Source organism: Bradyrhizobium sp. JYMT SZCCT0428, from assembly GCF_018131075.1.
Lineage (GTDB): Bacteria > Pseudomonadota > Alphaproteobacteria > Rhizobiales > Xanthobacteraceae > Bradyrhizobium.
Window position 1 is genome coordinate 21,572 of record NZ_JAFCLS010000035.1, and the last position, 19,265, is coordinate 40,836.

At 57.7% G+C, this 19,265-nt stretch carries 26 protein-coding genes; 13 read left to right on the forward strand and 13 right to left on the reverse strand.

Translation table 11 applies throughout. From position 1 onward, the window contains the following. The first annotated feature begins 4 nt into the window (after positions 1-4). The 10 genes from JQ575_RS46200 to JQ575_RS29945 all read left to right on the forward strand — a co-directional run bounded on the left by JQ575_RS46200 (position 5) and on the right by JQ575_RS29945 (position 5,627). A complete protein-coding gene (locus JQ575_RS46200; protein ID WP_312016048.1) occupies positions 5-310 on the forward strand; it encodes a hypothetical protein in 306 nt (101 codons plus the stop codon). Next, entirely contained in the window at positions 310-696 is a 387-nt protein-coding gene (locus JQ575_RS29905) for a hypothetical protein (protein ID WP_212036783.1), read from the forward strand. Before JQ575_RS46200 ends, JQ575_RS29905 begins: the two co-directional genes overlap by 1 nt. 775 nt (positions 697-1,471) lie before the next feature. Continuing rightward, the gene (locus JQ575_RS29910) at positions 1,472-1,693 is read left to right on the forward strand and encodes a hypothetical protein (protein ID WP_212036784.1); all 222 of its coding nucleotides are present in this window, start codon (positions 1,472-1,474) and stop codon (positions 1,691-1,693) included. Positions 1,694-2,571: 878 nt separating this feature from the next. Continuing rightward, the gene (locus tag JQ575_RS29915) at positions 2,572-2,814 is read left to right on the forward strand and encodes a hypothetical protein (protein WP_249166976.1); all 243 of its coding nucleotides are present in this window, start codon (positions 2,572-2,574) and stop codon (positions 2,812-2,814) included. 154 nt (positions 2,815-2,968) lie between these two features. Next, positions 2,969-3,181, forward strand: coding sequence for a hypothetical protein (locus JQ575_RS29920; protein WP_212036785.1), 213 nt, complete (start codon positions 2,969-2,971; stop codon positions 3,179-3,181). Next, positions 3,178-3,402, forward strand: a complete 225-nt coding sequence (locus JQ575_RS29925; RefSeq protein ID WP_212036786.1) for a DNA-directed RNA polymerase subunit alpha C-terminal domain-containing protein — start codon at positions 3,178-3,180, stop codon at positions 3,400-3,402. The genes JQ575_RS29920 and JQ575_RS29925 overlap by 4 nt, the downstream gene beginning before the upstream one ends. 31 nt (positions 3,403-3,433) lie before the next feature. After that, on the forward strand, positions 3,434-3,634 hold the full coding sequence (locus JQ575_RS29930) for a hypothetical protein (protein ID WP_212036787.1): 201 nt from the start codon (positions 3,434-3,436) through the stop codon (positions 3,632-3,634). 1 nt (position 3,635) lies between these two features. Next, the gene (locus JQ575_RS29935) at positions 3,636-4,226 is read left to right on the forward strand and encodes a hypothetical protein (protein ID WP_212036788.1); all 591 of its coding nucleotides are present in this window, start codon (positions 3,636-3,638) and stop codon (positions 4,224-4,226) included. A gap of 267 nt (positions 4,227-4,493) precedes the next feature. Further along, positions 4,494-5,117, forward strand: a complete 624-nt coding sequence (locus JQ575_RS29940; RefSeq protein WP_212036789.1) for a DUF6680 family protein — start codon at positions 4,494-4,496, stop codon at positions 5,115-5,117. A gap of 87 nt (positions 5,118-5,204) precedes the next feature. After that, complete coding sequence (locus tag JQ575_RS29945) at positions 5,205-5,627, forward strand: hypothetical protein (RefSeq protein ID WP_212036790.1); 423 nt, start codon at positions 5,205-5,207, stop codon at positions 5,625-5,627. 220 nt (positions 5,628-5,847) lie between these two features. Here JQ575_RS29945 and JQ575_RS29950 read toward each other — a convergent pair whose 3' ends face one another. The 13 genes from JQ575_RS29950 to JQ575_RS30010 all read right to left on the reverse strand — a co-directional run bounded on the left by JQ575_RS29950 (position 5,848) and on the right by JQ575_RS30010 (position 15,268). Beyond that, the gene (locus tag JQ575_RS29950; protein WP_212036791.1) at positions 5,848-6,417 is read right to left on the reverse strand and encodes an ATP-dependent Clp protease proteolytic subunit; all 570 of its coding nucleotides are present in this window, start codon (positions 6,415-6,417) and stop codon (positions 5,848-5,850) included. Continuing rightward, a complete protein-coding gene (locus JQ575_RS29955; RefSeq protein ID WP_212036792.1) occupies positions 6,414-6,614 on the reverse strand; it encodes a hypothetical protein in 201 nt (66 codons plus the stop codon). Before JQ575_RS29955 ends, JQ575_RS29950 begins: the two co-directional genes overlap by 4 nt. A gap of 12 nt (positions 6,615-6,626) precedes the next feature. Next, entirely contained in the window at positions 6,627-8,438 is a 1,812-nt protein-coding gene (locus tag JQ575_RS29960) for a terminase large subunit (RefSeq protein WP_212036793.1), read from the reverse strand. Then, positions 8,395-8,742, reverse strand: a complete 348-nt coding sequence (locus JQ575_RS29965; protein WP_212036794.1) for a phage terminase small subunit P27 family — start codon at positions 8,740-8,742, stop codon at positions 8,395-8,397. Before JQ575_RS29965 ends, JQ575_RS29960 begins: the two co-directional genes overlap by 44 nt. A 591-nt stretch (positions 8,743-9,333) precedes the next feature. Then, on the reverse strand, positions 9,334-9,534 hold the full coding sequence (locus JQ575_RS29970; RefSeq protein WP_212036795.1) for a cold-shock protein: 201 nt from the start codon (positions 9,532-9,534) through the stop codon (positions 9,334-9,336). Positions 9,535-9,546: 12 nt separating this feature from the next. Then, positions 9,547-9,792: a hypothetical protein gene (locus JQ575_RS29975; RefSeq protein WP_212036796.1), complete on the reverse strand. Its 246-nt coding sequence runs from the start codon at positions 9,790-9,792 to the stop codon at positions 9,547-9,549. After that, positions 9,789-10,217, reverse strand: coding sequence for a hypothetical protein (locus tag JQ575_RS29980; RefSeq protein WP_249166977.1), 429 nt, complete (start codon positions 10,215-10,217; stop codon positions 9,789-9,791). The genes JQ575_RS29975 and JQ575_RS29980 overlap by 4 nt, the downstream gene beginning before the upstream one ends. Then, positions 10,210-10,767: a hypothetical protein gene (locus JQ575_RS29985; protein WP_212036797.1), complete on the reverse strand. Its 558-nt coding sequence runs from the start codon at positions 10,765-10,767 to the stop codon at positions 10,210-10,212. Before JQ575_RS29985 ends, JQ575_RS29980 begins: the two co-directional genes overlap by 8 nt. Before the next feature lie 77 nt (positions 10,768-10,844). Further along, positions 10,845-11,096 carry a hypothetical protein gene (locus JQ575_RS29990; protein WP_212036798.1) on the reverse strand — a complete coding sequence of 84 codons (252 nt, stop codon included), beginning with the start codon at positions 11,094-11,096 and terminating at the stop codon, positions 10,845-10,847. Further along, positions 11,093-12,544, reverse strand: coding sequence for an AAA family ATPase (locus tag JQ575_RS29995; RefSeq protein WP_212036799.1), 1,452 nt, complete (start codon positions 12,542-12,544; stop codon positions 11,093-11,095). The genes JQ575_RS29990 and JQ575_RS29995 overlap by 4 nt, the downstream gene beginning before the upstream one ends. 419 nt (positions 12,545-12,963) lie before the next feature. Beyond that, entirely contained in the window at positions 12,964-13,197 is a 234-nt protein-coding gene (locus JQ575_RS30000) for an AlpA family transcriptional regulator (protein ID WP_212036800.1), read from the reverse strand. Positions 13,198-13,313: 116 nt separating this feature from the next. Continuing rightward, complete coding sequence (locus JQ575_RS30005; protein ID WP_212036801.1) at positions 13,314-13,925, reverse strand: hypothetical protein; 612 nt, start codon at positions 13,923-13,925, stop codon at positions 13,314-13,316. An 11-nt stretch (positions 13,926-13,936) separates the two neighbouring features. Continuing rightward, entirely contained in the window at positions 13,937-15,268 is a 1,332-nt protein-coding gene (locus tag JQ575_RS30010; protein ID WP_212036802.1) for a site-specific integrase, read from the reverse strand. Positions 15,269-15,534: 266 nt separating this feature from the next. Here JQ575_RS30010 and JQ575_RS30015 point away from each other — a divergent pair, with 266 nt between their 5' ends. The 3 genes from JQ575_RS30015 to JQ575_RS30025 all read left to right on the forward strand — a co-directional run bounded on the left by JQ575_RS30015 (position 15,535) and on the right by JQ575_RS30025 (position 19,246). Next, positions 15,535-16,077: a CDP-alcohol phosphatidyltransferase family protein gene (locus tag JQ575_RS30015; RefSeq protein WP_212036803.1), complete on the forward strand. Its 543-nt coding sequence runs from the start codon at positions 15,535-15,537 to the stop codon at positions 16,075-16,077. Positions 16,078-16,207: 130 nt separating this feature from the next. Continuing rightward, positions 16,208-16,885: a chromosomal replication initiator DnaA gene (locus JQ575_RS30020; protein ID WP_212036804.1), complete on the forward strand. Its 678-nt coding sequence runs from the start codon at positions 16,208-16,210 to the stop codon at positions 16,883-16,885. Between the two features lie 162 nt (positions 16,886-17,047). Beyond that, positions 17,048-19,246: an RNA degradosome polyphosphate kinase gene (locus JQ575_RS30025; protein WP_212036805.1), complete on the forward strand. Its 2,199-nt coding sequence runs from the start codon at positions 17,048-17,050 to the stop codon at positions 19,244-19,246. Positions 19,247-19,265 lie beyond the last annotated feature (19 nt).

Here is a 19,265-nt window from a genome sequence, read left to right on the forward strand (position 1 = left end):
CGAGGTGCAGTTCTACGCCTTCGACATGCTGGTAACGGACGGCGATGACATCCGGAAGCTGCCCCTCACCATGAGGAAGACCAACCTCGCCCGGTTGCTGGCGCGGCGTGTCGACGGCATCTTCATCTCCGACTTCGAGCGCGGCGAGATCGGGCCCGAGCTCTTCCGGCACGCCTGCCTCATGGGACTCGAGGGCCTTGTGTCCAAGTTGGACGATCGACCGTACCGGCCGGGCCGGTCACCTAACTGGGTGAAAGTCAAAAACCCCGCCTCTCCCGCCATGCTGCGGGCCAAGGATGCGTTCTCCTGATGGATGGCGATAAGCCCCAGTTGACGCGGCGCCGCTTTCCTGAGGCTCCTAGCGAGACATGGCACCTTTGGTATGACGATGTGCGTGTTGGGACGATAGCCAAAGCGGAGGGGCTAAGGGGCTTCACCTATTGGACCTGGGACTGCGGTTTCAGCGTTAACGGCGCCGGACGCGACCACCGATCCGGAGCAGCCGCGACCTATGAGGACGCGCGCGCAGCCTTCCTTGCCGCCTGGGCCGAATACCTTCCAAAGCGAACACCAGAGGAGTTCGACAACTGGCGCCATGAAGCCGCATGGACTGCCGAGAAATACGCCCGATGGGAACGCGGCGAACGCAGCGCGCCGCCATGGCCGCTGCCGACGGCGAAGCGGCTTGAGCTTTAATCACCGTGGCCTAAAAAGTTGCGGTAGGTTTAAGCCATGTCGAGCGATTCGCTATCCCAGGGGACAGCAGATGCAAGAGTACCGCGCTTACCTGATCGGCCGGGACGAGCATATCCAGCACCGCGTTGACCTAATCTGCAGGGACGAAAACACAGCCAAAGAACATGCCAAGCAGTTAGTGGACGGTCACGACGTCGAGCTATGGCAGGGTGCCCGAAAGCTGGCCCGGTTTTACCATAACGAGCAAGGCCGCCGGGACTTTGAAACAAATCCAGCGCGACCTGCATTGTCACCCCATGACGCGCGACGACGAATACAGAACAAAAGCGGCTGAGGCTCAAAGAGAAGCAGAGCGCGCACCTAGCGAGGTCGAACGAGCCGCTTGGCTGCGGGTGGTACAAGGCTTAATGAGAAAGCGTCCCCAAAGCCACGACGACAGTGAAGCCAAGTAGGCTTGCGCGAATGGGGATCGATTCCGTTCACCCCCGACGGTTTTTTTTATTGCTCCAAAAACGCCATGCGAACTAATCGGCGAATAGCTTGTTTTCAAACCTTATGAGTAGTGAAGCCACAACCCTGGTAAAAGAAGCCGAGCGATGCCGGAGGATCGCGCGGTCGATTGGCAATGCGGAAACGGCCGCCAAGCTAATCGAACTCGCCTTTGAATACGAACGGCGGGCTGGGCGGGAAATGGCGTCGACTCCCTATGAAAGAAAACCAACGACATGAGCATCATGGCTGGGCAGGTGTGGCGGTCTGGAGCCGAAGCGAAGTAATGAAATACCGCGACGTTGAATTTACAATCGGTCAGGGGCCTCGGACGGCAACTTGGAAATGGTCGGCTTCGCTTCGCGGGATTGAGATCCGAGGACAGGCGGCAACCAAGGCTGAGGCCGTGTCTGAAGCCGAGCGTTCGATCGACCGGGCACTGGTACTGAATAATCTGAAGCTGATCAAACCTGTTTCCGACAATCAAACGCTTTTAGGGCTCGCATAAGACTAAGGCCACACGGGCGTTACACCATATGGCCTTTAGCCGGGACTGTCCCGCTTGGCGCTTACTTGTTCCATTGTGAGTACTACCAAGTTTTCCCGAAATGCCTTTGCCCCAAACGGACCGGCCGTTAACCTCATGATCGGCGCCGGGAGAGCGTCGGGTTTGATAGATTTGCCTCCATTAAACCCTAAACCCCGTCCGAGGAAGCGACTGCCTCGGACGGGGTTTTACGCCGCTAGTGCCGCACAAGCCGTGCCAATCGCGCTGGGGCCGCCTTATCCACGGCTCAGGCAGGCCGCCAACTGGGGCGGCCTTACACTTTAGTCAGAGCTTTCTGACGGGGCGCAGCAGCCCTCTTTTTGCTAACGGCCGGTTCTGCAAGTGGCGCTTCGCGAGCAGGCCTGTCGCGATCCGCCGACCCAAACAGGGCCCTTCGAGCCTCTCTCCAGCGACGCTCCGCCTCCTTCAAGAGAACTTTGTCTAGGGGATCGACTGGTTTGAAACGTCGCCCTTCGGTCATGGTGCTCCATTTAATGCACGTCGATAAAAAATTGGCTTTGTAACAATGCTCGCGTAAACGGCCCCAACCGGGGGCCGCCAACCCGAATGATACGGGTTTTCCTCCAGCAGTCGGGGGGGCACCTTTCTGGCTGGAAGCTACAAATTAGACGCCTGACAAGTCAGATTGTTCAAAGCTTAGTGCCCGGTCGTTCGGCTTAACCCGTTCGGGGTATGAACAGAGATCGGCAATGGCGGCTTTCGCGCGCCTTATCGCTTGCGCGCCCACTCTGGTTGCGGAAAACTCCCGGCTTGTAGAGATAGCGCTGAGGGCGAAGGGGACAAAAGGAAGGGACTGATCGTCCAAAGGAGAGGTGACGATGGACGGAAAGATATTCAACAGCGAAGGACAGTACGTCGCCATCATCATTGCCAACCAAGTTTACAACCTATCCGGACAGAAGCTGTATGACCTCCGCGGTCAAAAAATTTACAAACTAACGGGCGAATTCGTGGGGCACCTTATCTCTACCGGTGCTGACAACGGCTCGACAAATCGAGCGACCGATTGTTTCCCAAACTCTAGAATCTCGCCCGCAGGTCGAGCTGTGGCTGAAGGCTAAAGCGAAGTGAAAATTTGGAAATGGCCCAGCAAACAGAAAATTCAAATCTGGATTATTGTAGCTCTCGTCTTCGTCATTTGGGTGGTTCTGCAGAACCCCGCACGTTGGCGCTGAAAGCACAGAAGTGAACCGGCTACGAAAGTATGTTGAGAGAATGCCAGATGGCCAAGAACTCCGTCTGGCCTACGCCATGTCGGAGACCGCACTTCCTGACGCGAGGCCGCGGTCGCGCTGGCAGGAAATTACACCCTTTAGCGCCGCCGACGAGGTCATGGCGGAGCCTGGGCTGAAGGACGTCTTCAAGGCCGCCATAGAGGGAGGTTTTGCGATCGTGCCGGACAGCGGGTTGAAGGCGAAGGGAAAATGAACGCCTTCCTGTATCCAGCACCTGAACTGCCCGACGAAACGCCTCTTGAACGCGTTCGATTTTCCACCCGAATCCGAAACGGGCTAAAGTTTGGAGGCCTCGAAACCGTTGGCGAAGTGCGATCCGCGTCTGATGTGATGCTGCTGAGCTTTCAGGACCTTGGTCCAGGCTCAGTACGCCACCTGCGCGATACGCTAGGCATGAAGGCAAAGGGGAAATGAGCGACCAATGACACGAGAGCGAAGGGTTCGAATGTACGCAAATCACCTTGCCCTCATGGTGCGAGGGAGCGAGGGCGCGTTCCAGTTGGTGGAGCGGCGCAACAACATGCGGAGTACGGTCGGCAAGAAACGAGAAATCGGCACGTATCGTTCCATCGACACACTTGAACGGGGGATCAAGCGGTACGGCGAGCGGATACTGTCTGCGGGGCTGAAGGCGAAGGGTAAATAGCGTGGCTCCCGACCCGCTTGTCATGCTCAAGTTCGCGACTTCCGTGGTGGGGGGCCTCAAGCACATTCGGCCCAAAACTGAATCTCGCGACGTTCGCATTCAGAACAACGTCTCGTATGTCCTCCGCGAAATTTACTTCGCACCCAGCGGCATCCTTAGTTTGTTGAACGAAATAGCGGAGGGTGAGCACCCAGCGGAAGTACGTCTCAGGCAGGCGCTGGCCGATTTCAATGACAAACAATGGAAAATCGAAGGGGCGCTACAGAGCGTGGAGTATGATGCGCTCAAAGATGAACTCGGCCTTAGCTTAAACGCGCTTAGGGCGCTCCATATGTTGCGTGAGGGCAAGAGCGAACTCCGCTGGACAGTTCAACAGGAGGTCAATTTCTACGGCCAAGATGGTGTATGGCCTAGTAAAACGAGAGTGCGAAGACTGATCAAGGCGATCCATGATCTGAATACGGAGATCGAGCGAATCGAAGCCATCATAAATCGGCGGGGTTCTGCGGCGCCCCACCCCCAGCCGCCGTCAAAAAAGCAAAAACAGTATAAAAAAAGGCGCCTTAGCCCGGCCAAAAGCCAAAAAGGCTAAGTAGTAAGGTTGTCGCTGTCTGATCCAGCGATTTGCCAAGCCCCACGGGGGTGCGGCTTTCGCGCGCCAGTGAAGGGGTGTCCTTCATCTCCCCCCGGGAATTAACCGAGTCCGGCCATGTGTATCGACCGGAAAGGGGATGCTCTCATTTGAGCTAACTGGCTTATCAGCATCTAAGCGCTCATTCCGCAAAATCATCCCTTGTGGGACGCTTTGGCGCGCCTGTAGGTTGCTGCATCAAATAGATGCGGCCAATGGGGGAAGTTTATGAATATCGACTGGGCTGTTGTGTTTGCGACGCTTGTCGGACCAGTGCTGGCGGTCCAAGCGCAGAAATTCATTGAACGATCTAAATCAAAGAGCGATCGTCGAAACCGCATCTTCGAGGCCCTGATGACAAATCGGGCCACCCGCCTATCGGACGGGTATGTGCAGGCCCTAAATCAGATCGATATCGAATTCCACTCGAAGTCCGATAAACCAGTTATTGATCGATGGCGGGCGCTGTTTGGAGAATTGAACAATGGTCCGCCGGACACCGCAGACCGCGCCACAGCCATCGCCTGGGTCGATAAATGCAATGACAGGCTCGTGGATCTGCTCATGGCCATGGGCAAGGCTCTGGGTCGAACTCATTCGGAGGAGGAGATTCGCCGCGGCATCTATTACCCAAAAGGAAGGGTGGATCTCGAGCAATCTCAGCTAGCGGTGCTTTCCGGACTTCAGAGGCTCCTCGATGGAACTAGCGCGTTGAAAGTGGAGAATGTTGGAGGCGCCGGTCCGTCTGAGCTTCAGATTGCCACCCTGCGGAAACTGCACGATGCGTATGACGAGACCGGGGCGCTGAGGGTGACATTTACTAACGCGCCCGAGAAGGGAAAATTAAATTGACCCTCACTTCTGCGCGTCAGCCCCCGCATTCCCCTTTCTGATCGGTCTCCGATCAGTATTCACCGTTTTGAACGGAAAGAGGTCGGCATGAGCAGCGATACTGCTAGACAGGCCATGGAGTATGCGTCCATTGGCGCCATTGACGTTGTGAACGACAAAAAGCGCAGGGACATCATGATCGGATTTCATGGCGACCCGAATGAGGAAGAGAAGGATTTATACGTCCGCTTCCCGCCTGCTAGCGCCCCAGTCCTCGCCGTCCTGCTGCATAAGGCGGTCCAAGACCTCGATAAATCAGCCAGTGAAACATCGGTAGTTGGGCAAGCTCTTACCGTTTCGGGTGCACACTCACTTGAGCCAGTGATGGGCGAATGTGCGATTGAGGTGACGTGCCTTGGATTTCACCTTCCGCTTGTGATGCCCAAACAAGTGGCGCTGAATCTAATCGCTGAATTGTACAAGTCCTTAGAGGGGATCGACCAGCCCTCGCCACGCGGCAAGCCATCCTGATTAATTTCATTCGAACCGGCGTCGGTGCATGCGGATCGGGGTCGGGTTTCGGTCTATTGCACATCGTTATGATCCAATCACGTAGTCGCCACCACAGCCAAGCGCGGTGCGGCCGCGATCAATGTCTCTTTGTGGACCTGCAAATGCTGAACACGTTCACCATTTCGCAATTTGTCGAAGAACGCCGCGTACCTGCAGGCCTGATAGTAATTCTGCGACGTCATGTACGATGGCAAAAACAGGTTTTGGTATCAGGCCAACTTGGGTCGCAGCTCGGCGTGAGGCCCTCGAACTCATGGACGATTCCGGTTTCGACTGCGGCGGTGTTGCCCAGGGTATCTTCCGTCGCCTTCTCGCTCTCCAGAAACGATCTCGAATATCCCGTTCTATCTGCAAAAACGTCGATTGTCCGATCATCGATCCGCGCAAGGCCATCAGCGTAAGATCGCAGGATATCCGCGGTCACCTGCTCTGGTAGATCGGCCCGATCGCGGTGCGTCGGGTGCAGCAGAAATTCCGCGCCCACCTTCGCCCTGCGCAACCCCGCTGCCATATAGATCAACAACGCTGATGAAAAACACTCGGCGGTTGCCGTCGCTACGATCGGAACGGGTAGTGCCCTTAGCAGAGTGTAAATTGCGAAACCTTCCTCCGCGCTTCCGCCGGTCGAAATGTTATCAATGCTCAGCCCACTATAGGGTCCCGCGGTGGCCAGCTTTTCACGAACAGCCCGCACTGATATCGGTTTATCCGGGCCAACTGCGCCCTTTAGTGTGAGTTCTAAAATCATGACCGACGCTCGGCGACCGCATCTGAGTGCCTAAGCCGCAATAATTCGGCCATGGTGACGCAATGCTGCGCGTAGTCGCGCGTCTGGAAGGCTCCCTCGGGACACGTTTTGTCCAGCGTTAGCGCATGGGCAAAGCATTTTTCCGCCTGTTGATCATAATGTTCCGCGATTTCCAAGTCTGAATACACCCTTTCCATCGCCGTTTTCCTCTAAGCGAAAAATAGATCGTAGGTTGGTTTACGTTTCTCGCCACCGGAACAGGTGGCCATGCCGATCGACATTGCCAAACTTACAGCGCCATCGATGCGATTGGTCGACTTGTCTTTGGCAAACATGCGATGGCTGGTACGGTTCGTTTCATATATCACGGCGGACATGCACATCTTCATCGCCGGATTGTCATGAATCACAATTCGCTCTTCGATTACCGCCGCCTCGAGCTTATTGATAGAGTCTGGCATCCACAAATACACCTCATCGGCGCCGGTCTCGGTCTTTCCCTTCGTTTCCGAAACCACTCGCTTTTGAAACCCCTGCGGATGGACCACACACGGCAGCGATAGCCCTCGCTCGGTCAGCTGCTCTCGCAGGTTCTCAAGCCCATATTGGTCACAACCGATGCAAACGGGCTGGTACTTGGCGCAGATAGCGCCGAGCGCGTCCGAGACCCAGCCGTAACCGATCCGCCGACCTGGCACCGCTTCCATGAATTGTCTTTCTACCCATAGCGGGTACGGAGCTCGATCTATTTTCGCGCGATCGTGAAGCGTGTCTTTCGGAGTCCAAAACCATGTGCGCGAAGCAAACCGCCATTTATCGACGGTCTTTTCGAGCAGCCACGTCAGCGTGAACGCCGTCAGATCGTTTGCTCTCGAAAGGTCGAGCCCTCCGAAGCAAGGATAGCCGCTTTCCGTCAACGCATCAGCGTCCACGTCACCGAACACGACTTCAAGCGCGGCTCGCGAGAATGCAGCCGTAGCGCTATCGGTCCATTCGCAGAAATGGAGGCGCCGCACCATTGCCTCTTTGCTCGGCATGCCAACAGCCTCAGCGACTTGCTCGCGAATGAATTGAGGCTTGATCGTTACTCCGAGATTGGGGTTAGCCTTGATCCAGCAAGTTTCATCGTTGAATACGTCATCTTCCGGATCCATTGCGCAGACGTAGGCAAACCATGCGTCGTTTTCGACGTCGCCATTTGCGACACGGATCGAGAATTCATGCTCCGCGAAGCAGACAGATTTCGGATCGAAACCACTGTTGGTGATCTCCAAAATCAACGCGTCCTGATTGCCCTTCGTGCCCGCGCGTAGCATTTCAATGACCGAATTGTCGGGGTGTTCGTGGATTTCATCGATTAAAGCACAATAAGGACGAATGCCCGATTTTCCTTTTTTGTCCGACGAGATCGGTTTGAAAAACGAGGATTTGGTAACGTCGGTTAGTTGCCAGACCGGATTGACGCCGGAGGGAACCAGCCGGCCGTGCAATTGGGGTGATCTCTCCCACATCGCTACGGCGTCTCGGAAGAGAATGGCGGCCTGGTCTTTGTCGGTCGCAGCGCTATAGACTTCGGCGCGCAGTTTACCTGTCGCGGTTAACATGTAGTGGCCGATTCCAGCAGCTAGAGGCGACTTGCCGCAGCCCTTCCCCGCCTCAAGATAAGCGCGGCGGAATCTGCGAAGGCCACCCTTTTTCCAGCCGAACAACGACCCAGCGATAAAGCACTGCCATGGAGCCAGAACAAATGGAACGGCACGGCTTGTAACAACGCCCTCGTCATCGCGCTCCTCAATTTCGACCGTAAGCACGTCGCGGAAGTATCCCACAACCCGCCTGACCGCCTTCACGTCCCAGAAAAGGCCGCGCTCTTCTGCGGTCTCTAGGTCGTGGAGATGCCGGCGGCAAGCCGCTCGGACATGAGGGCCGGCCACGATTTTTCCGTCGACCACGTCACGCGCATATCGCGTGGCGGGATCAGAAATACGCGGCGGCTGGGTCGTCTTTTTCGCTTTGGCCATCGGCCTTAACTCGAGTTCGTGCTGAGGGTGTCATTCCAAATTCCGCCAGCCAGCCGCGGATTCGGCGATCGGCGTCGTTTCGCTGCGCGACTGCAGGGTGAGATCGGTACATTTTGTCGCCGCTGGCTGTTTCGGTCGCGTAAGTCTCGGATCCGAATGCTTTGAGCTCAGCGCGCGCGGCCAGGTAGTCCGCATAGGCCTCGCAGAGCAGTTCAAGCGCTACGGCATCTACTTCGGACAGGATGCCCATGCGGTCTAAGAGGCCCGACACATACCCCCACGCTTCGCGACCGCGGTCGCTCATGTGCTCCGGCGCCGATGGCCGGGCTCGCCTCACCTTGGGTTCGGCAGCGCTCAACGGCCTCCGACCCGGGTTTCCCCGGACGAGCTTCAGGTGGCTAGGTGCTGGCTTCCGTCCCTTCAACTATTTCCTTTCAGAAACGCGACTGCGCGTATGAACCGCCCCTAGCGGTTATTTTCCCCAGTGTTATCAGAGAATTACCCTCCCCCCCGGTGCCGGGCGGAGCCGAACGACGGATGACGCGGATCCGTAGGCCAGCCATCAGAGCCAACGGCCGATGCAAAGCCTCGCTTTTCTTCCCGCTGCTTCGATGCATCGTGGTGGGGCTTGCACAAGCTCTGAAAAGGGCCGCCCCAGAACATGGTTTCGTTTCCCTCATGGCGCTCTAGGTGATCACAAATGGTCGCACGCACTTGTTGTCCGGCGTTGGCACAGTAAACACAGAACGGTTGCGCTTTCAGCTGAGCGGCGCGTATGGCGCGCCAGCGCGTGGTGAAGTACCACCGGCGCCAGCCTTCGGCCGCCGCGCTCCGCTTGCTGGTAACTGTACCCGTCATTCATCCACCAAGCATTTATCATGCAGACATGGGCCCATCAGGCGAGCCTGATCCCGTCCGCGCGTTCGCGGCTGCTTCGCTGATCGGGCACGATGTCGAATGCAACGCGCTGGCCAGGTGCCGGTCGAAACGTGCCGGCGAGAAATTTAACGTGCATGAATACATCAGGCCCGTCGTCGCGCTGAATGAAGCCGAAGCCCCGATCGTCGTTCCAAACCTTGATTGTGCCAGTGTACATGGTCCCGCTCGTTTAGTGAGTATCGACGCCACCGCGCAAAAGCCATGCGCGCAGACGTTTCATTGCTTCGTCGAGATCATCTAGCGCCGCTGCGCGCTGTTCGTTCAGAATGTCTAAAGCTTGTTCGGTAGTCATGGCACCGCGGGCCGTGACGCTGTCAACGAAACGCCGTTCGGTTTCCTTGATGATCCGCAATGCAGAGTCCTTGGCTCTCGAGATAACCTCATCAACGTTCTTGGTCGCATGATCGATCGTCATTTCGAACCCCCGCGCTTTACGGCTAACTTCCAAATTACGTTTGCGCCCTCACCCGGCCGTACGCCGACTGATTTCACGTCGGTGTACCAAATCGATCCCGAATGAGTGACGAACGTTCCCGGCTCATAGGATTTTTCGGCAGACCAAATGCCCAAATATTTTAGAGTGGGACGCTGCTGGATATCTGCGGCGATTTGCTCAAGCTTGATTAAGCGATCGATCCCCGGTCGCATTGATTTTTCGACAAAGTCACGGATCGGCGTCGCCATCGCAGCCATGAGAGCCTCAATCTCTTTCAACCGCTGATCCGAGAGCCCGGCCTGGAGTGCAAATTGTCGCTTTTCCTCCGCGGTCACGTCATCAAGCTCCGCCACTTGCGACGCTGTAAATGACTTGCCGCGAAGTACGTACATCCTCTCAGCCATTGCGCGCCTCTTCCCTCAATATTTTCTCGGCTAAAGTTTTGTACGCCTTGGTGAACGCCAGAGGAGAGGCGGACGTAACATTTACCCCAACCAACGAGAGCGCTTTTGATGTCTCTCCGATTTCCGAGATTGCCGCGTCGAGAGCAACGATCGAGTCTAAGAGATTTTCGGCAGCCCGCCTCCGAACGCTTGCGAGCGCAGCGGCGACCGCCCGCCCGTGATCTGGCATCAAACGATCGATCTCCCGGCGGAGTTTGGCGGCGCGAGCGTTGAGATCAGCAACACGCAGATCGATATCGGACTGCTCTTGTCGTAGGGCATCTTCTTCTGCTTTGAAAACAGTCCTGTTCGGCGACTGAACGTGCAGCCTCTCGAAGATTTCGGCACGCCGTTTTGCCAGCGGCAGCCGTGCTGCAACAATTTCGAAAAAGGCGCGCTCCGCCTCGATCAACGCCGGGTGCTTTTGTACGCCTGCGACTATCGCGGCGACTTCAGATCGCTGGGGCCCGGCGTTGGGAATCATCGCCCGGATTGTCGAAACCAAGTTCACGAAGTGCGTCCCTTCTAGTGGGAGGTGAAGCATGCAAGAGAAGCTATCATCCGAAGCCGGCCGAACTCGTAACGTCGTTACAGACCTAACTTTTTGCGGAGGACTAGCGCGGCCGCAATCGCTACCGCGAGATCCCGAGGATCTGGCCGCTCAATCGACCACCCTTCCAGAAAACCTAGATCGGACAGATTGTCGGCGTCGGCCGGCGCGACCTCGAGCTTGACCAGAACTTTCCCGGCCTTTTTGCGCGCCCTGAATGCGCCTACCCGCTCTGCGACGGTCTTAGCCGCCGGGCGTGTTTTGGATTCCGGCGGGTCGGTGACGCTCATGCGCCACCCTCTGCATCGGGAACTACTAGCCGAAGATGTCCCTCCGATGCCGAAGACGTCCCTTCCCAGGAAAGGACACCTTCGGTGTGCGAGGGGCATCTTCGGAGCGACCAAACCCAGCCGCCCTTCATTCCTGACTTCTCCGGTTTGATCCCGAGAGCGTCCTTGGCTGTCCTGAGGCTCTTGGTGCTGATACCGGCCTCCCGGGCGGCGGCCTGGACTTCCTTTGCGGGCACCGGCCCGGCGGCGAGCAGGTCCTCCAGGAAGTCGCTGGCCTCATCCTTAGCCGATCGAGCGGACTCGCCACCCAGCAGTGCGGCAAGCGCCTTGTCGGCGGAGATGGTCACCGGCGCGCTCTCGTACATCACGCGGCTGGTCGATATCGATTTGCCATCATGCTGGATCTGGCAACCCTCGATCCGGTAAGCCATCCCGGTTCCCAACGGGCCAATGTTTGACTTCGACGGAATCAGCAACTTTCGGGTTTCGTCCGCCTCGTCCGATGTAACGATGAAAGCCGCCCGCGCGGCGTTGACGAAGGCGACAGAGCCGATAAAGCGGGAGTTAGCCGTACCGGCCCCCTTCGAAAAATGATTGTTTGCGACCACGACAACCCGAGTCCTGGATGCGAAGTCGTTCAGCGGGTCCAGAACACCGCGAACGTCTGCGTTCTTATGGCTGTCGACGGTCCCGAGGTAGCTTGTGATCGGGTCGAGGATCACCAAGATCACATTCGGCAACTGGTCGATCAGTTCTTCAAGTCGGTGAAGATCAGCCTGCAGGCTGAAGCCTCGGTGACGTTGCTGCTCGTCGCTAACTGATCGGATAACAAATACCCGAGTCATGTCGGCGCCAGCAGCGATCAGCCGTGGAGCAAGGGTGTCGGCCACATCGTCTTCGGAACTGAGCCAGATTACATCCCCAGCTTCGGCACCGGCGGCACCGTCCGGCCAGATGTCACCGGTGGTCGCCCTAGCAGTAAGATCGGCCAATATGGTGCTTTTGCCCTGCCCGCCCTCGCCTGCCAGACCGTGAGCCTTTCCGCGCGCCAGCCGGTTAGGCCAGAGATATTCGATTGAGATCGGCGTTATGTCACTCATCCTGATGACGTTCAGGCCGCCGGAACTGTGCTTGTTATTTGTCGCGGGTTTGTCGCTCAGGTTGGTGCGAACGTGTCCGGCGGCGACACCATCAGTTTTGGCCTCGGCCGACTGGATCGCTGCGGCGAGGCAATTCGTAATGAAACTATCGTCCAGACCAAGTGCTTCGCCGGCGCTCTGAAATCGATCGCCTATGTCGGCTTTGTTCAATCCGCCACCAAGCGCAGCCGCCATACCGTCCCGGCAGCACTGCGCGAACACGACGGATTCCTTCCCCGCCTCCGCACTCATGATCGTTCGCAGCGCGCTATCAACGCCTTCAGAGTAAATTGATCGGTGATAATTCATGGAGCGGCGGCCCCATAAGCGAGGCGTGCAACGGTCGCCGCGGTCTCCGGCGGCAAGAAAAATAAACGGGCAAGTCGCCGCTGTTGAATTTGCTCCGCTGATGTGGCAATATCTTCAGGCTTTCCAGGCACTGACGCAATTGCGATTGGGTCGCCCACTACGGCGGCCCTTTCGATTTCTGTGATCATTTTCTCAATTTTGCTCCTAGGAATTCGGCGATGAAGAACGCCCCGCTTTGAGCGTGGGATTCACTCGGCGTGCCCGACGATCGCCAACGGCAATCCCGCCCACGAGAGACATGCTCGATCCGGAACAGCGGCGATCCGTCGGTGCGATCCCGATCAGCAAGGATCGTCACTTCGCCACCGAGACGCTGGATGTCAGTCGAAAATATTGGCTTGGCGTGGAAGGTCCGCAAACTACGCACAGGCAGTTACCGCATTGCGTTTCGCCCAGCCTTCAGGGTCGCGTTTCCAATCGGAAATGACCGATCGGTGGGCGGCGTTCTTTTTCGGGCTCAGTTTGAAATAGCGCGGGAAAATGCCGACTTTTTGCATACGCCAAATCGTTGGCGCGGAAAGTCGAACTTCCTTTTCGACTTCCTTCGACAGCATAATGTCGGGGAGTTCGAATGGGCCGTCGGTCATGGTCATTTGCTTCACCCTTCAGATTGTTTCGGGTGACGCCATACTCATTCAGGAGACATGCCTGCGTAATCACATAGATCTTTTAATTAGAGGCGCGATCTATAGTACTCAGCCGCCAGCACTTAGAGGTCCAATTTGTACGGCCACTTTGTAGACCAACTCCTAAAGGCGGAAACGGGATCTGCGTCCAAGTCGAGATAAACAAACCCAACCCGCAGAAAATCTGCAAATTTTGATGATGGATTCAACGCTTTTGACGGCGCGGGCCTGTTGCCCATCAGCCACCAAATACACCGCAGCGACTCTATGGCTTGTAACGCATCCCAGCGGATGTTTCGTTTGTCTATCGTGACGTTGATTGCTGCTTCAATATCGGAACAGGCTTCATTGATCGCCTCTTCAGACATAATCTCCTTTAGGCTAAGTAAACCAGCAACCAGAGGCGAACCGGCTGCTGTAGCTTGGTAGTATGGAAGCGCCTGAACATTTTCGAGTTCTAAAAGGCCAGAACCGGAGATAAAGTTTAGGCACTCCTTCAAAGTGGCTAGATCGGCGTGTGCATGTCGCCGATTCACAGGTTCAACGTGATTCAACCAGTAACGGGTAGCCAGTTCGACCGCCAACCAGCCACACTCTTCAAGGTCATGCCTTGGTGCAAGAAATTCGCGAAAAGCGTCCTGAAAGCATCGGGCTCGATCCCAATACTTAGTCTCGATTAAGTTTTGAATTTTCATGTGCATGAACCCTACTTAGGCTGCTCAGACCATGCCGTTACAAGGGCGCCATCCCGTAACCGCGGCATATATGCCGGCGGCTGACAAGGTGGCCTCGCGATCTCCCGCAGCTTCGCCGCCCAAAGCTCCAAAGCCTCCCTCTTCTCGTCGAAATATTCGTAAACGTCATAGACTCGTTGGATGTTCGGTTTGACGTGAGCCAGCATTGCTTCTTTCACTTCGACAGAAATTCCCTTGATGCGGGATAGCCGCGAGCGCACAGTTCTTCTAATGTCGTGATTGGTGAAGTGCGCCAAAACGACGGCTTCGTGATCTTCGCCCCGCTCGATCGCAAACTCGCGTAGCACCTTGATCATTTCGGCGTTGAGCTGGTTTTTCATGTCTTCGCTCAGCCGCATCGGCGTTTCGCCGCCGCTGTATGAAAACAGGAACCTGCCTCGCTTCGGGCAAGCCTCGTAAACCAGTTCGTGCAAAACTGCCGTGACCGGGACGACATGGTGAAGCTTTCCCTTCATCCGGCTTGCCGGGATCGTCCACTCCCACGAGTTGGTGCGGAGATTCCATTCGCTGCGATCGGTGTTCAAAAGTTCGCGGGCGCGCAACGCGGTCAAGATCAAGCCGCGATAGTAGGGACCGACGGGATATGGCAGGCGGTTAGCTGCGATCCAAGCAGCCCGCAGCTCTTCATCGTTGAGAACTCGCTGGCGCGGAACGATCTTTCCGACGATCTTCGATATTTTGATGGTTGCGCACGGGGAAAGCTTTAGGCCGTAGACTCGCTGATCGACGGCCCACGAGAAGAACCCGCCCAAATCGTTGAACAGTTGCCGCGCCTGTGAGGGCGTCTTAACAACCCGCGGGTTTACGACCTTGGCCAGAATGTCCAGGTCGGTGATCTCGGCAATGGGCGTGTCCTTGAAAATCGGAAGTAGGTGATTTTCGATACGCTTTTTGATCGCCTTACCCGATCGTTGCCTGGCCAGCTTGCGCTCGAAATAATCTTTCATGACGCTGCCAAAGGTATCGGCACGACGCTGCGCCTGCTCCTCCCTTGCCCGCGCTTCAACATAGGCCGGATCAAGGCCCTGCTTGATCATCACGGCCCAGCTGCGCGCCTTGTCGCGCGCCGCCTCCAGCGTGATCGCATCGACCTTGGCGATCTCGCGCCGGGCCTGATTGGCGGCGCCCGGGAAACGGGCCTGGAAAATGTAGGTCTTGGCGCCGGTGTCGGTGACACGAACCCCGAACCCCGGTACCAGCGCGTCCATCGTCTGCGATCGCGTGCCTTTGAGGGCGGCCTTGAGCGATTGGACTTTTCGGTCTGTCAGGGTTTGGCGGGCCATGCTAGGTTCCATCTAACTTGCAGATGACAACCGCCGGGACATCACCGGGGCATCATTTTGGTTGAGATGCAGCGTGGTCGTATGAGACGGTAAGAAATCAAAAAATGCAACAAGTGCCTGTGAATCAACGACTAGTGCAACTCTGTGAAATGTTCTGAAACTCTTTGAATTAGCTTTCAGAACAAACTATGTAGATAACAACCGACCCGCCCCGCAAAGGGCCGGATCTGTTACGTAATCAGGCCGGTAGCCGGGAAGCGACCGAGTTGAATATTCCGAATATCATTACACTGGGTCGCATCATCCTGGTGCCCATTATCGTCTGGGCGATCGCCTCGAGGCAGATGGAGATCGCATTCGCGATCTTCGTGATCGCCGGCGTCAGCGACGCCGTCGACGGTTTCCTCGCCAAGCGCTTCAATATGACCAGCGAGCTCGGCGCCCTGCTCGATCCCCTCGCCGACAAGGCGCTTTTGGTCTCGATCTACGTCTCGCTCGGAATCTGGGGCGCGGTGCCGCTGTGGATCGTGATCCTGGTGGTGTCGCGCGACATCATGATCGTCACCGCCGTGATCGTGTCATGGTTGTTCGACAAGCCTATCCCGATGAAACCCTTGATGGTCTCGAAGCTCAACACAGTGGCGCAGGTTGCGTTCGCCGCCCTGGTGCTGGCGTCGCTCGGCTTCAACTTCAAGCCGACGCCATACGACCTGATCCTGATGGGTTTTGTTACGGTCTTTACTTTGGTTTCCGTCTCCCTCTATCTCGTGGAGTGGGTGCGGCACATGGGTACGATCGAGGCCAAATAGGCCTGCCTTGCTGAAGCGTTTGTTTGACGCGTTTTCTACCGCAGATAAGTCGACGCAATCTGCGTATACTTGATTGCTATGCGAACCGGTACCCGCTTCGCTTGAAAACGTCATGGTTCCGGAGACTTGCGTGGCAGTTCGCGTTCAACCCCGTCAGCTTGCCTTTGCGCTGCCGCACGCCGAAAGCCTGACCCGCGACAATTTTCTGGAAGGGCCGGCCAATGAGGCGGGCCTGGCGCTGATCGAAAGCTGGCCCGACTGGCCCAACCGCATCATGCTGCTGGTTGGCCCGGAAGGCTCCGGCAAGAGCCATCTCGCCGCGATATGGGCCGAGCAAGCCGGCGCCCGCTCGATTTCCGCACACGCTTTGACGCCCACCGCCGTACCCGGCGCGCTAGCGACGGGCGCGCTGGTGGTCGAAGACCTGAAAGCGGGGGATTTCGACGAGCGCGCGATGTTCCATTTGATGAATCTGGGGCGGGAAGACGAAGCTTCGATTCTGATGACGGCGCGGATCGCGCCATCGGCCTTCGAGGTCGAGCTGCGCGATCTGCGCTCGCGGCTGCGCGCGGTGCCGACGGTGCCGCTATTGCCGCCCGACGATTTGCTGTTCCGCGGCCTGATCGTCAAATTCTGCGCCGACCGGCAGCTGAGCATCGACGAGACGGTCGTGAGCTATCTCGCCAGCCGGATCGAGCGGTCCTATGCGGCTGCGCGCCAGGCCATCGACCTCTTGGACAGCGAGGCTCTGCGGCTCGGTCGGCCGGTGACGCGGGCGCTGGCGGCCGAATTGCTGCGCAACGCCTGACGGGCGCTTGCTGCCGCTGCGCGCCATGTCACGCCCCTGCCGCCTTGACGGCGGCCGCCGGCGGAACATCAATGTCATCGAAACGTCATCCAACTATCACATGGTGCGCATTGCATCCGCCTAGACTGGCGCTGCGTTCCAACTGAGATGGATCGAAACTTCATGGACTCGGCACAAGCTATTGAAATAAAAGAAAAAGACGAAAGTGCCGAAGCGCCGCCGGCGATCGCCACCAGCCCGGAGCGATTCATCAATCGCGAGCTGTCCTGGCTGCATTTCAATCGCCGGGTGCTCGAGGAAGCCGTCAATCCCGGCCATCCCGTGCTCGAACGGGTCCGGTTCCTGTCGATTTCAGCCAATAACCTTGATGAATTCTTCATGGTCCGTGTCGCCGGTATCAAGGCGCAGGTCCGCGAAGGGATCGCCGAACGCAGCCCGGATGGCCTGACCCCCTCCGAGCAGCTCGTGCGCATCAACCAGACGGTTTCGGAACTCGCCTCCGACCAGCAGGCAATCTGGCGCGATCTGCGCAGCACATTGTCGGAGACCGGTATCGTGCTGGTCGATGGCCACGACGTCACCAAGCCCGAGCGGGCCTGGATCGAGGAACATTTCCTCCACAACATCTTCCCGCTGCTGACGCCGCTCGCCATCGATCCGGCGCACCCCTTCCCATTCATCCCGAGCCTCGGCTTCACCATCGCGCTGCATTTGGCGCGGGTCGCCGACGGCAAGCCGATGAACGCGTTGATCCGCATGCCCGGCAAGATCGACCGCTTCATCCGCATGCCCGCGGGCAAGGACGGCGCGGTGCGCCTGATCACGCTGGAACAGGCCACCGGCCTGTTCATCGGCCGCCTGTTCCCCGGCTACACCGTCAAGGGCCAGGGCGCGTTCCGCATCATCCGCGACTCCGAATTGGAAATCGAGGAAGAGGCCGAGGATCTGGTGCGCCTGTTCGAAACCGCGCTGAAGCGGCGGCGACGCGGATCGGTGATCCGGCTCGAAATCGAAGCCAAGATGCCGGAAGAGCTTCGCGCCTTCGTGCAGCAAGCGCTTTCCACCGCCGACGACGAGATCTTTCTGGTCGACGGCGTGCTGGCGATGAACGAACTGTCGCAGCTGACGCGGCTCGATCGGCCCGACCTCGAATTCGTGCCCTACGTGCCGCGCCATCCCGAGCGCGTGCGCGACCATGGCGGCGATATCTTCGCTGCGATCCGGCAGAAGGATCTGGTGGTCCATCACCCCTACGAATCCTTCGACGTCGTCGTGCAATTCCTGCAACAGGCCGCCCGAGATCCCGACGTCGTCGCCATCAAGCAGACGCTCTACCGCACCTCGAACAACTCGCCGATCGTGCGCGCGCTGGCCGAAGCCGCCGAAGCCGGCAAGTCGGTGACCGCCTTGATCGAACTGAAGGCGCGGTTCGACGAGGAAGCCAATATCCGCTGGGCGCGCGACCTCGAACGCGCCGGCGTGCAGGTGGTGTACGGGTTCATCGAACTGAAGACCCACGCCAAATTGTCGATGGTGGTGCGCCGCGAAGGCGGCAACCTCACCACCTATGTGCACACCGGGACCGGAAATTATCACCCGGTCACCGCGCGGATCTATACGGATTTGTCCTACTTCACCTCAGACCCGATCATCGCGCGCGATGCGGCGCGAGTGTTCAACTACATCACCGGCTATGCCGAACCCAGCGACATCGAGCGCATGGCAGTGTCGCCGCTGACGCTGCGCAAGCGCATCATCGAGCACATCAAGGGCGAGACCAGTTACATCCGCCATGGCAAGCCCGGCGCCATCTGGATGAAGATGAACTCGCTGGTCGACCCCGACATCATCGATGCGCTGTATGAGGCCTCGCAGGCCGGCGTCTCGATCGAGCTCGTGGTGCGCGGCATCTGCTGCCTGCGGCCCGGACTGCCCGGACTTTCCGAAAACATCCGCGTCAAATCCATCATCGGCCGGTTCCTCGAACACGGCCGAATCTACTGCTTCGGCATGGGTCAAGGCCTGCCGAGCACAAAAGCTGCTGTGTATATCTCGTCCGCCGACATGATGCCGCGGAACCTGGACCGCCGCGTCGAGGTGCTCTGCCCGCTGCAAAATCCTACGGTGCATCAGCAGGTTCTCGAACAGATCATGGTCGCGAACCTGAAGGATACCGAGCAAAGCTGGCAATTGTTGCCCGACGGGTCTTCAACGCGTATGAAGGCCGCGAAAGGCGAAGAGCCGTTCAATCTGCACAACTACTTCATGACGAATCCGAGTCTGTCAGGCCGTGGAAAGTCTCTCAAGGAATCTTCGCCGCGCCGCCTCACGCGCCGTAATGAGCGTCAGCATTCGTCCTAGCGGGTTGCGTCATATGGGG

Bases quoted from the DNA above. Each gene is read 5' to 3' on its own strand.
- JQ575_RS29905 (WP_212036783.1), top strand. From the start codon at position 310: ATGGATGGCGATAAGCCCCAGTTGACGCGGCGCCGCTTTCCTGAGGCT.
- JQ575_RS29910 (WP_212036784.1), top strand. From the start codon at position 1,472: ATGAAATACCGCGACGTTGAATTTACAATCGGTCAGGGGCCTCGGACG.
- JQ575_RS29915 (WP_249166976.1), top strand. From the start codon at position 2,572: ATGGACGGAAAGATATTCAACAGCGAAGGACAGTACGTCGCCATCATC.
- JQ575_RS29920 (WP_212036785.1), top strand. From the start codon at position 2,969: ATGCCAGATGGCCAAGAACTCCGTCTGGCCTACGCCATGTCGGAGACC.
- JQ575_RS29925 (WP_212036786.1), top strand. From the start codon at position 3,178: ATGAACGCCTTCCTGTATCCAGCACCTGAACTGCCCGACGAAACGCCT.
- JQ575_RS29930 (WP_212036787.1), top strand. From the start codon at position 3,434: ATGTACGCAAATCACCTTGCCCTCATGGTGCGAGGGAGCGAGGGCGCG.
- JQ575_RS29940 (WP_212036789.1), top strand. From the start codon at position 4,494: ATGAATATCGACTGGGCTGTTGTGTTTGCGACGCTTGTCGGACCAGTG.
- JQ575_RS29945 (WP_212036790.1), top strand. From the start codon at position 5,205: ATGAGCAGCGATACTGCTAGACAGGCCATGGAGTATGCGTCCATTGGC.
- JQ575_RS29950 (WP_212036791.1), bottom strand. From the start codon at position 6,417: ATGATTTTAGAACTCACACTAAAGGGCGCAGTTGGCCCGGATAAACCG.
- JQ575_RS29955 (WP_212036792.1), bottom strand. From the start codon at position 6,614: ATGGAAAGGGTGTATTCAGACTTGGAAATCGCGGAACATTATGATCAA.
- JQ575_RS29960 (WP_212036793.1), bottom strand. From the start codon at position 8,438: ATGGCCAAAGCGAAAAAGACGACCCAGCCGCCGCGTATTTCTGATCCC.
- JQ575_RS29965 (WP_212036794.1), bottom strand. From the start codon at position 8,742: ATGAGCGACCGCGGTCGCGAAGCGTGGGGGTATGTGTCGGGCCTCTTA.
- JQ575_RS29970 (WP_212036795.1), bottom strand. From the start codon at position 9,534: ATGTACACTGGCACAATCAAGGTTTGGAACGACGATCGGGGCTTCGGC.
- JQ575_RS29975 (WP_212036796.1), bottom strand. From the start codon at position 9,792: ATGACGATCGATCATGCGACCAAGAACGTTGATGAGGTTATCTCGAGA.
- JQ575_RS29980 (WP_249166977.1), bottom strand. From the start codon at position 10,217: ATGGCTGAGAGGATGTACGTACTTCGCGGCAAGTCATTTACAGCGTCG.
- JQ575_RS29990 (WP_212036798.1), bottom strand. From the start codon at position 11,096: ATGAGCGTCACCGACCCGCCGGAATCCAAAACACGCCCGGCGGCTAAG.
- JQ575_RS29995 (WP_212036799.1), bottom strand. From the start codon at position 12,544: ATGAATTATCACCGATCAATTTACTCTGAAGGCGTTGATAGCGCGCTG.
- JQ575_RS30000 (WP_212036800.1), bottom strand. From the start codon at position 13,197: ATGACCATGACCGACGGCCCATTCGAACTCCCCGACATTATGCTGTCG.
- JQ575_RS30005 (WP_212036801.1), bottom strand. From the start codon at position 13,925: ATGAAAATTCAAAACTTAATCGAGACTAAGTATTGGGATCGAGCCCGA.
- JQ575_RS30010 (WP_212036802.1), bottom strand. From the start codon at position 15,268: ATGGCCCGCCAAACCCTGACAGACCGAAAAGTCCAATCGCTCAAGGCC.
- JQ575_RS30025 (WP_212036805.1), top strand. From the start codon at position 17,048: ATGGACTCGGCACAAGCTATTGAAATAAAAGAAAAAGACGAAAGTGCC.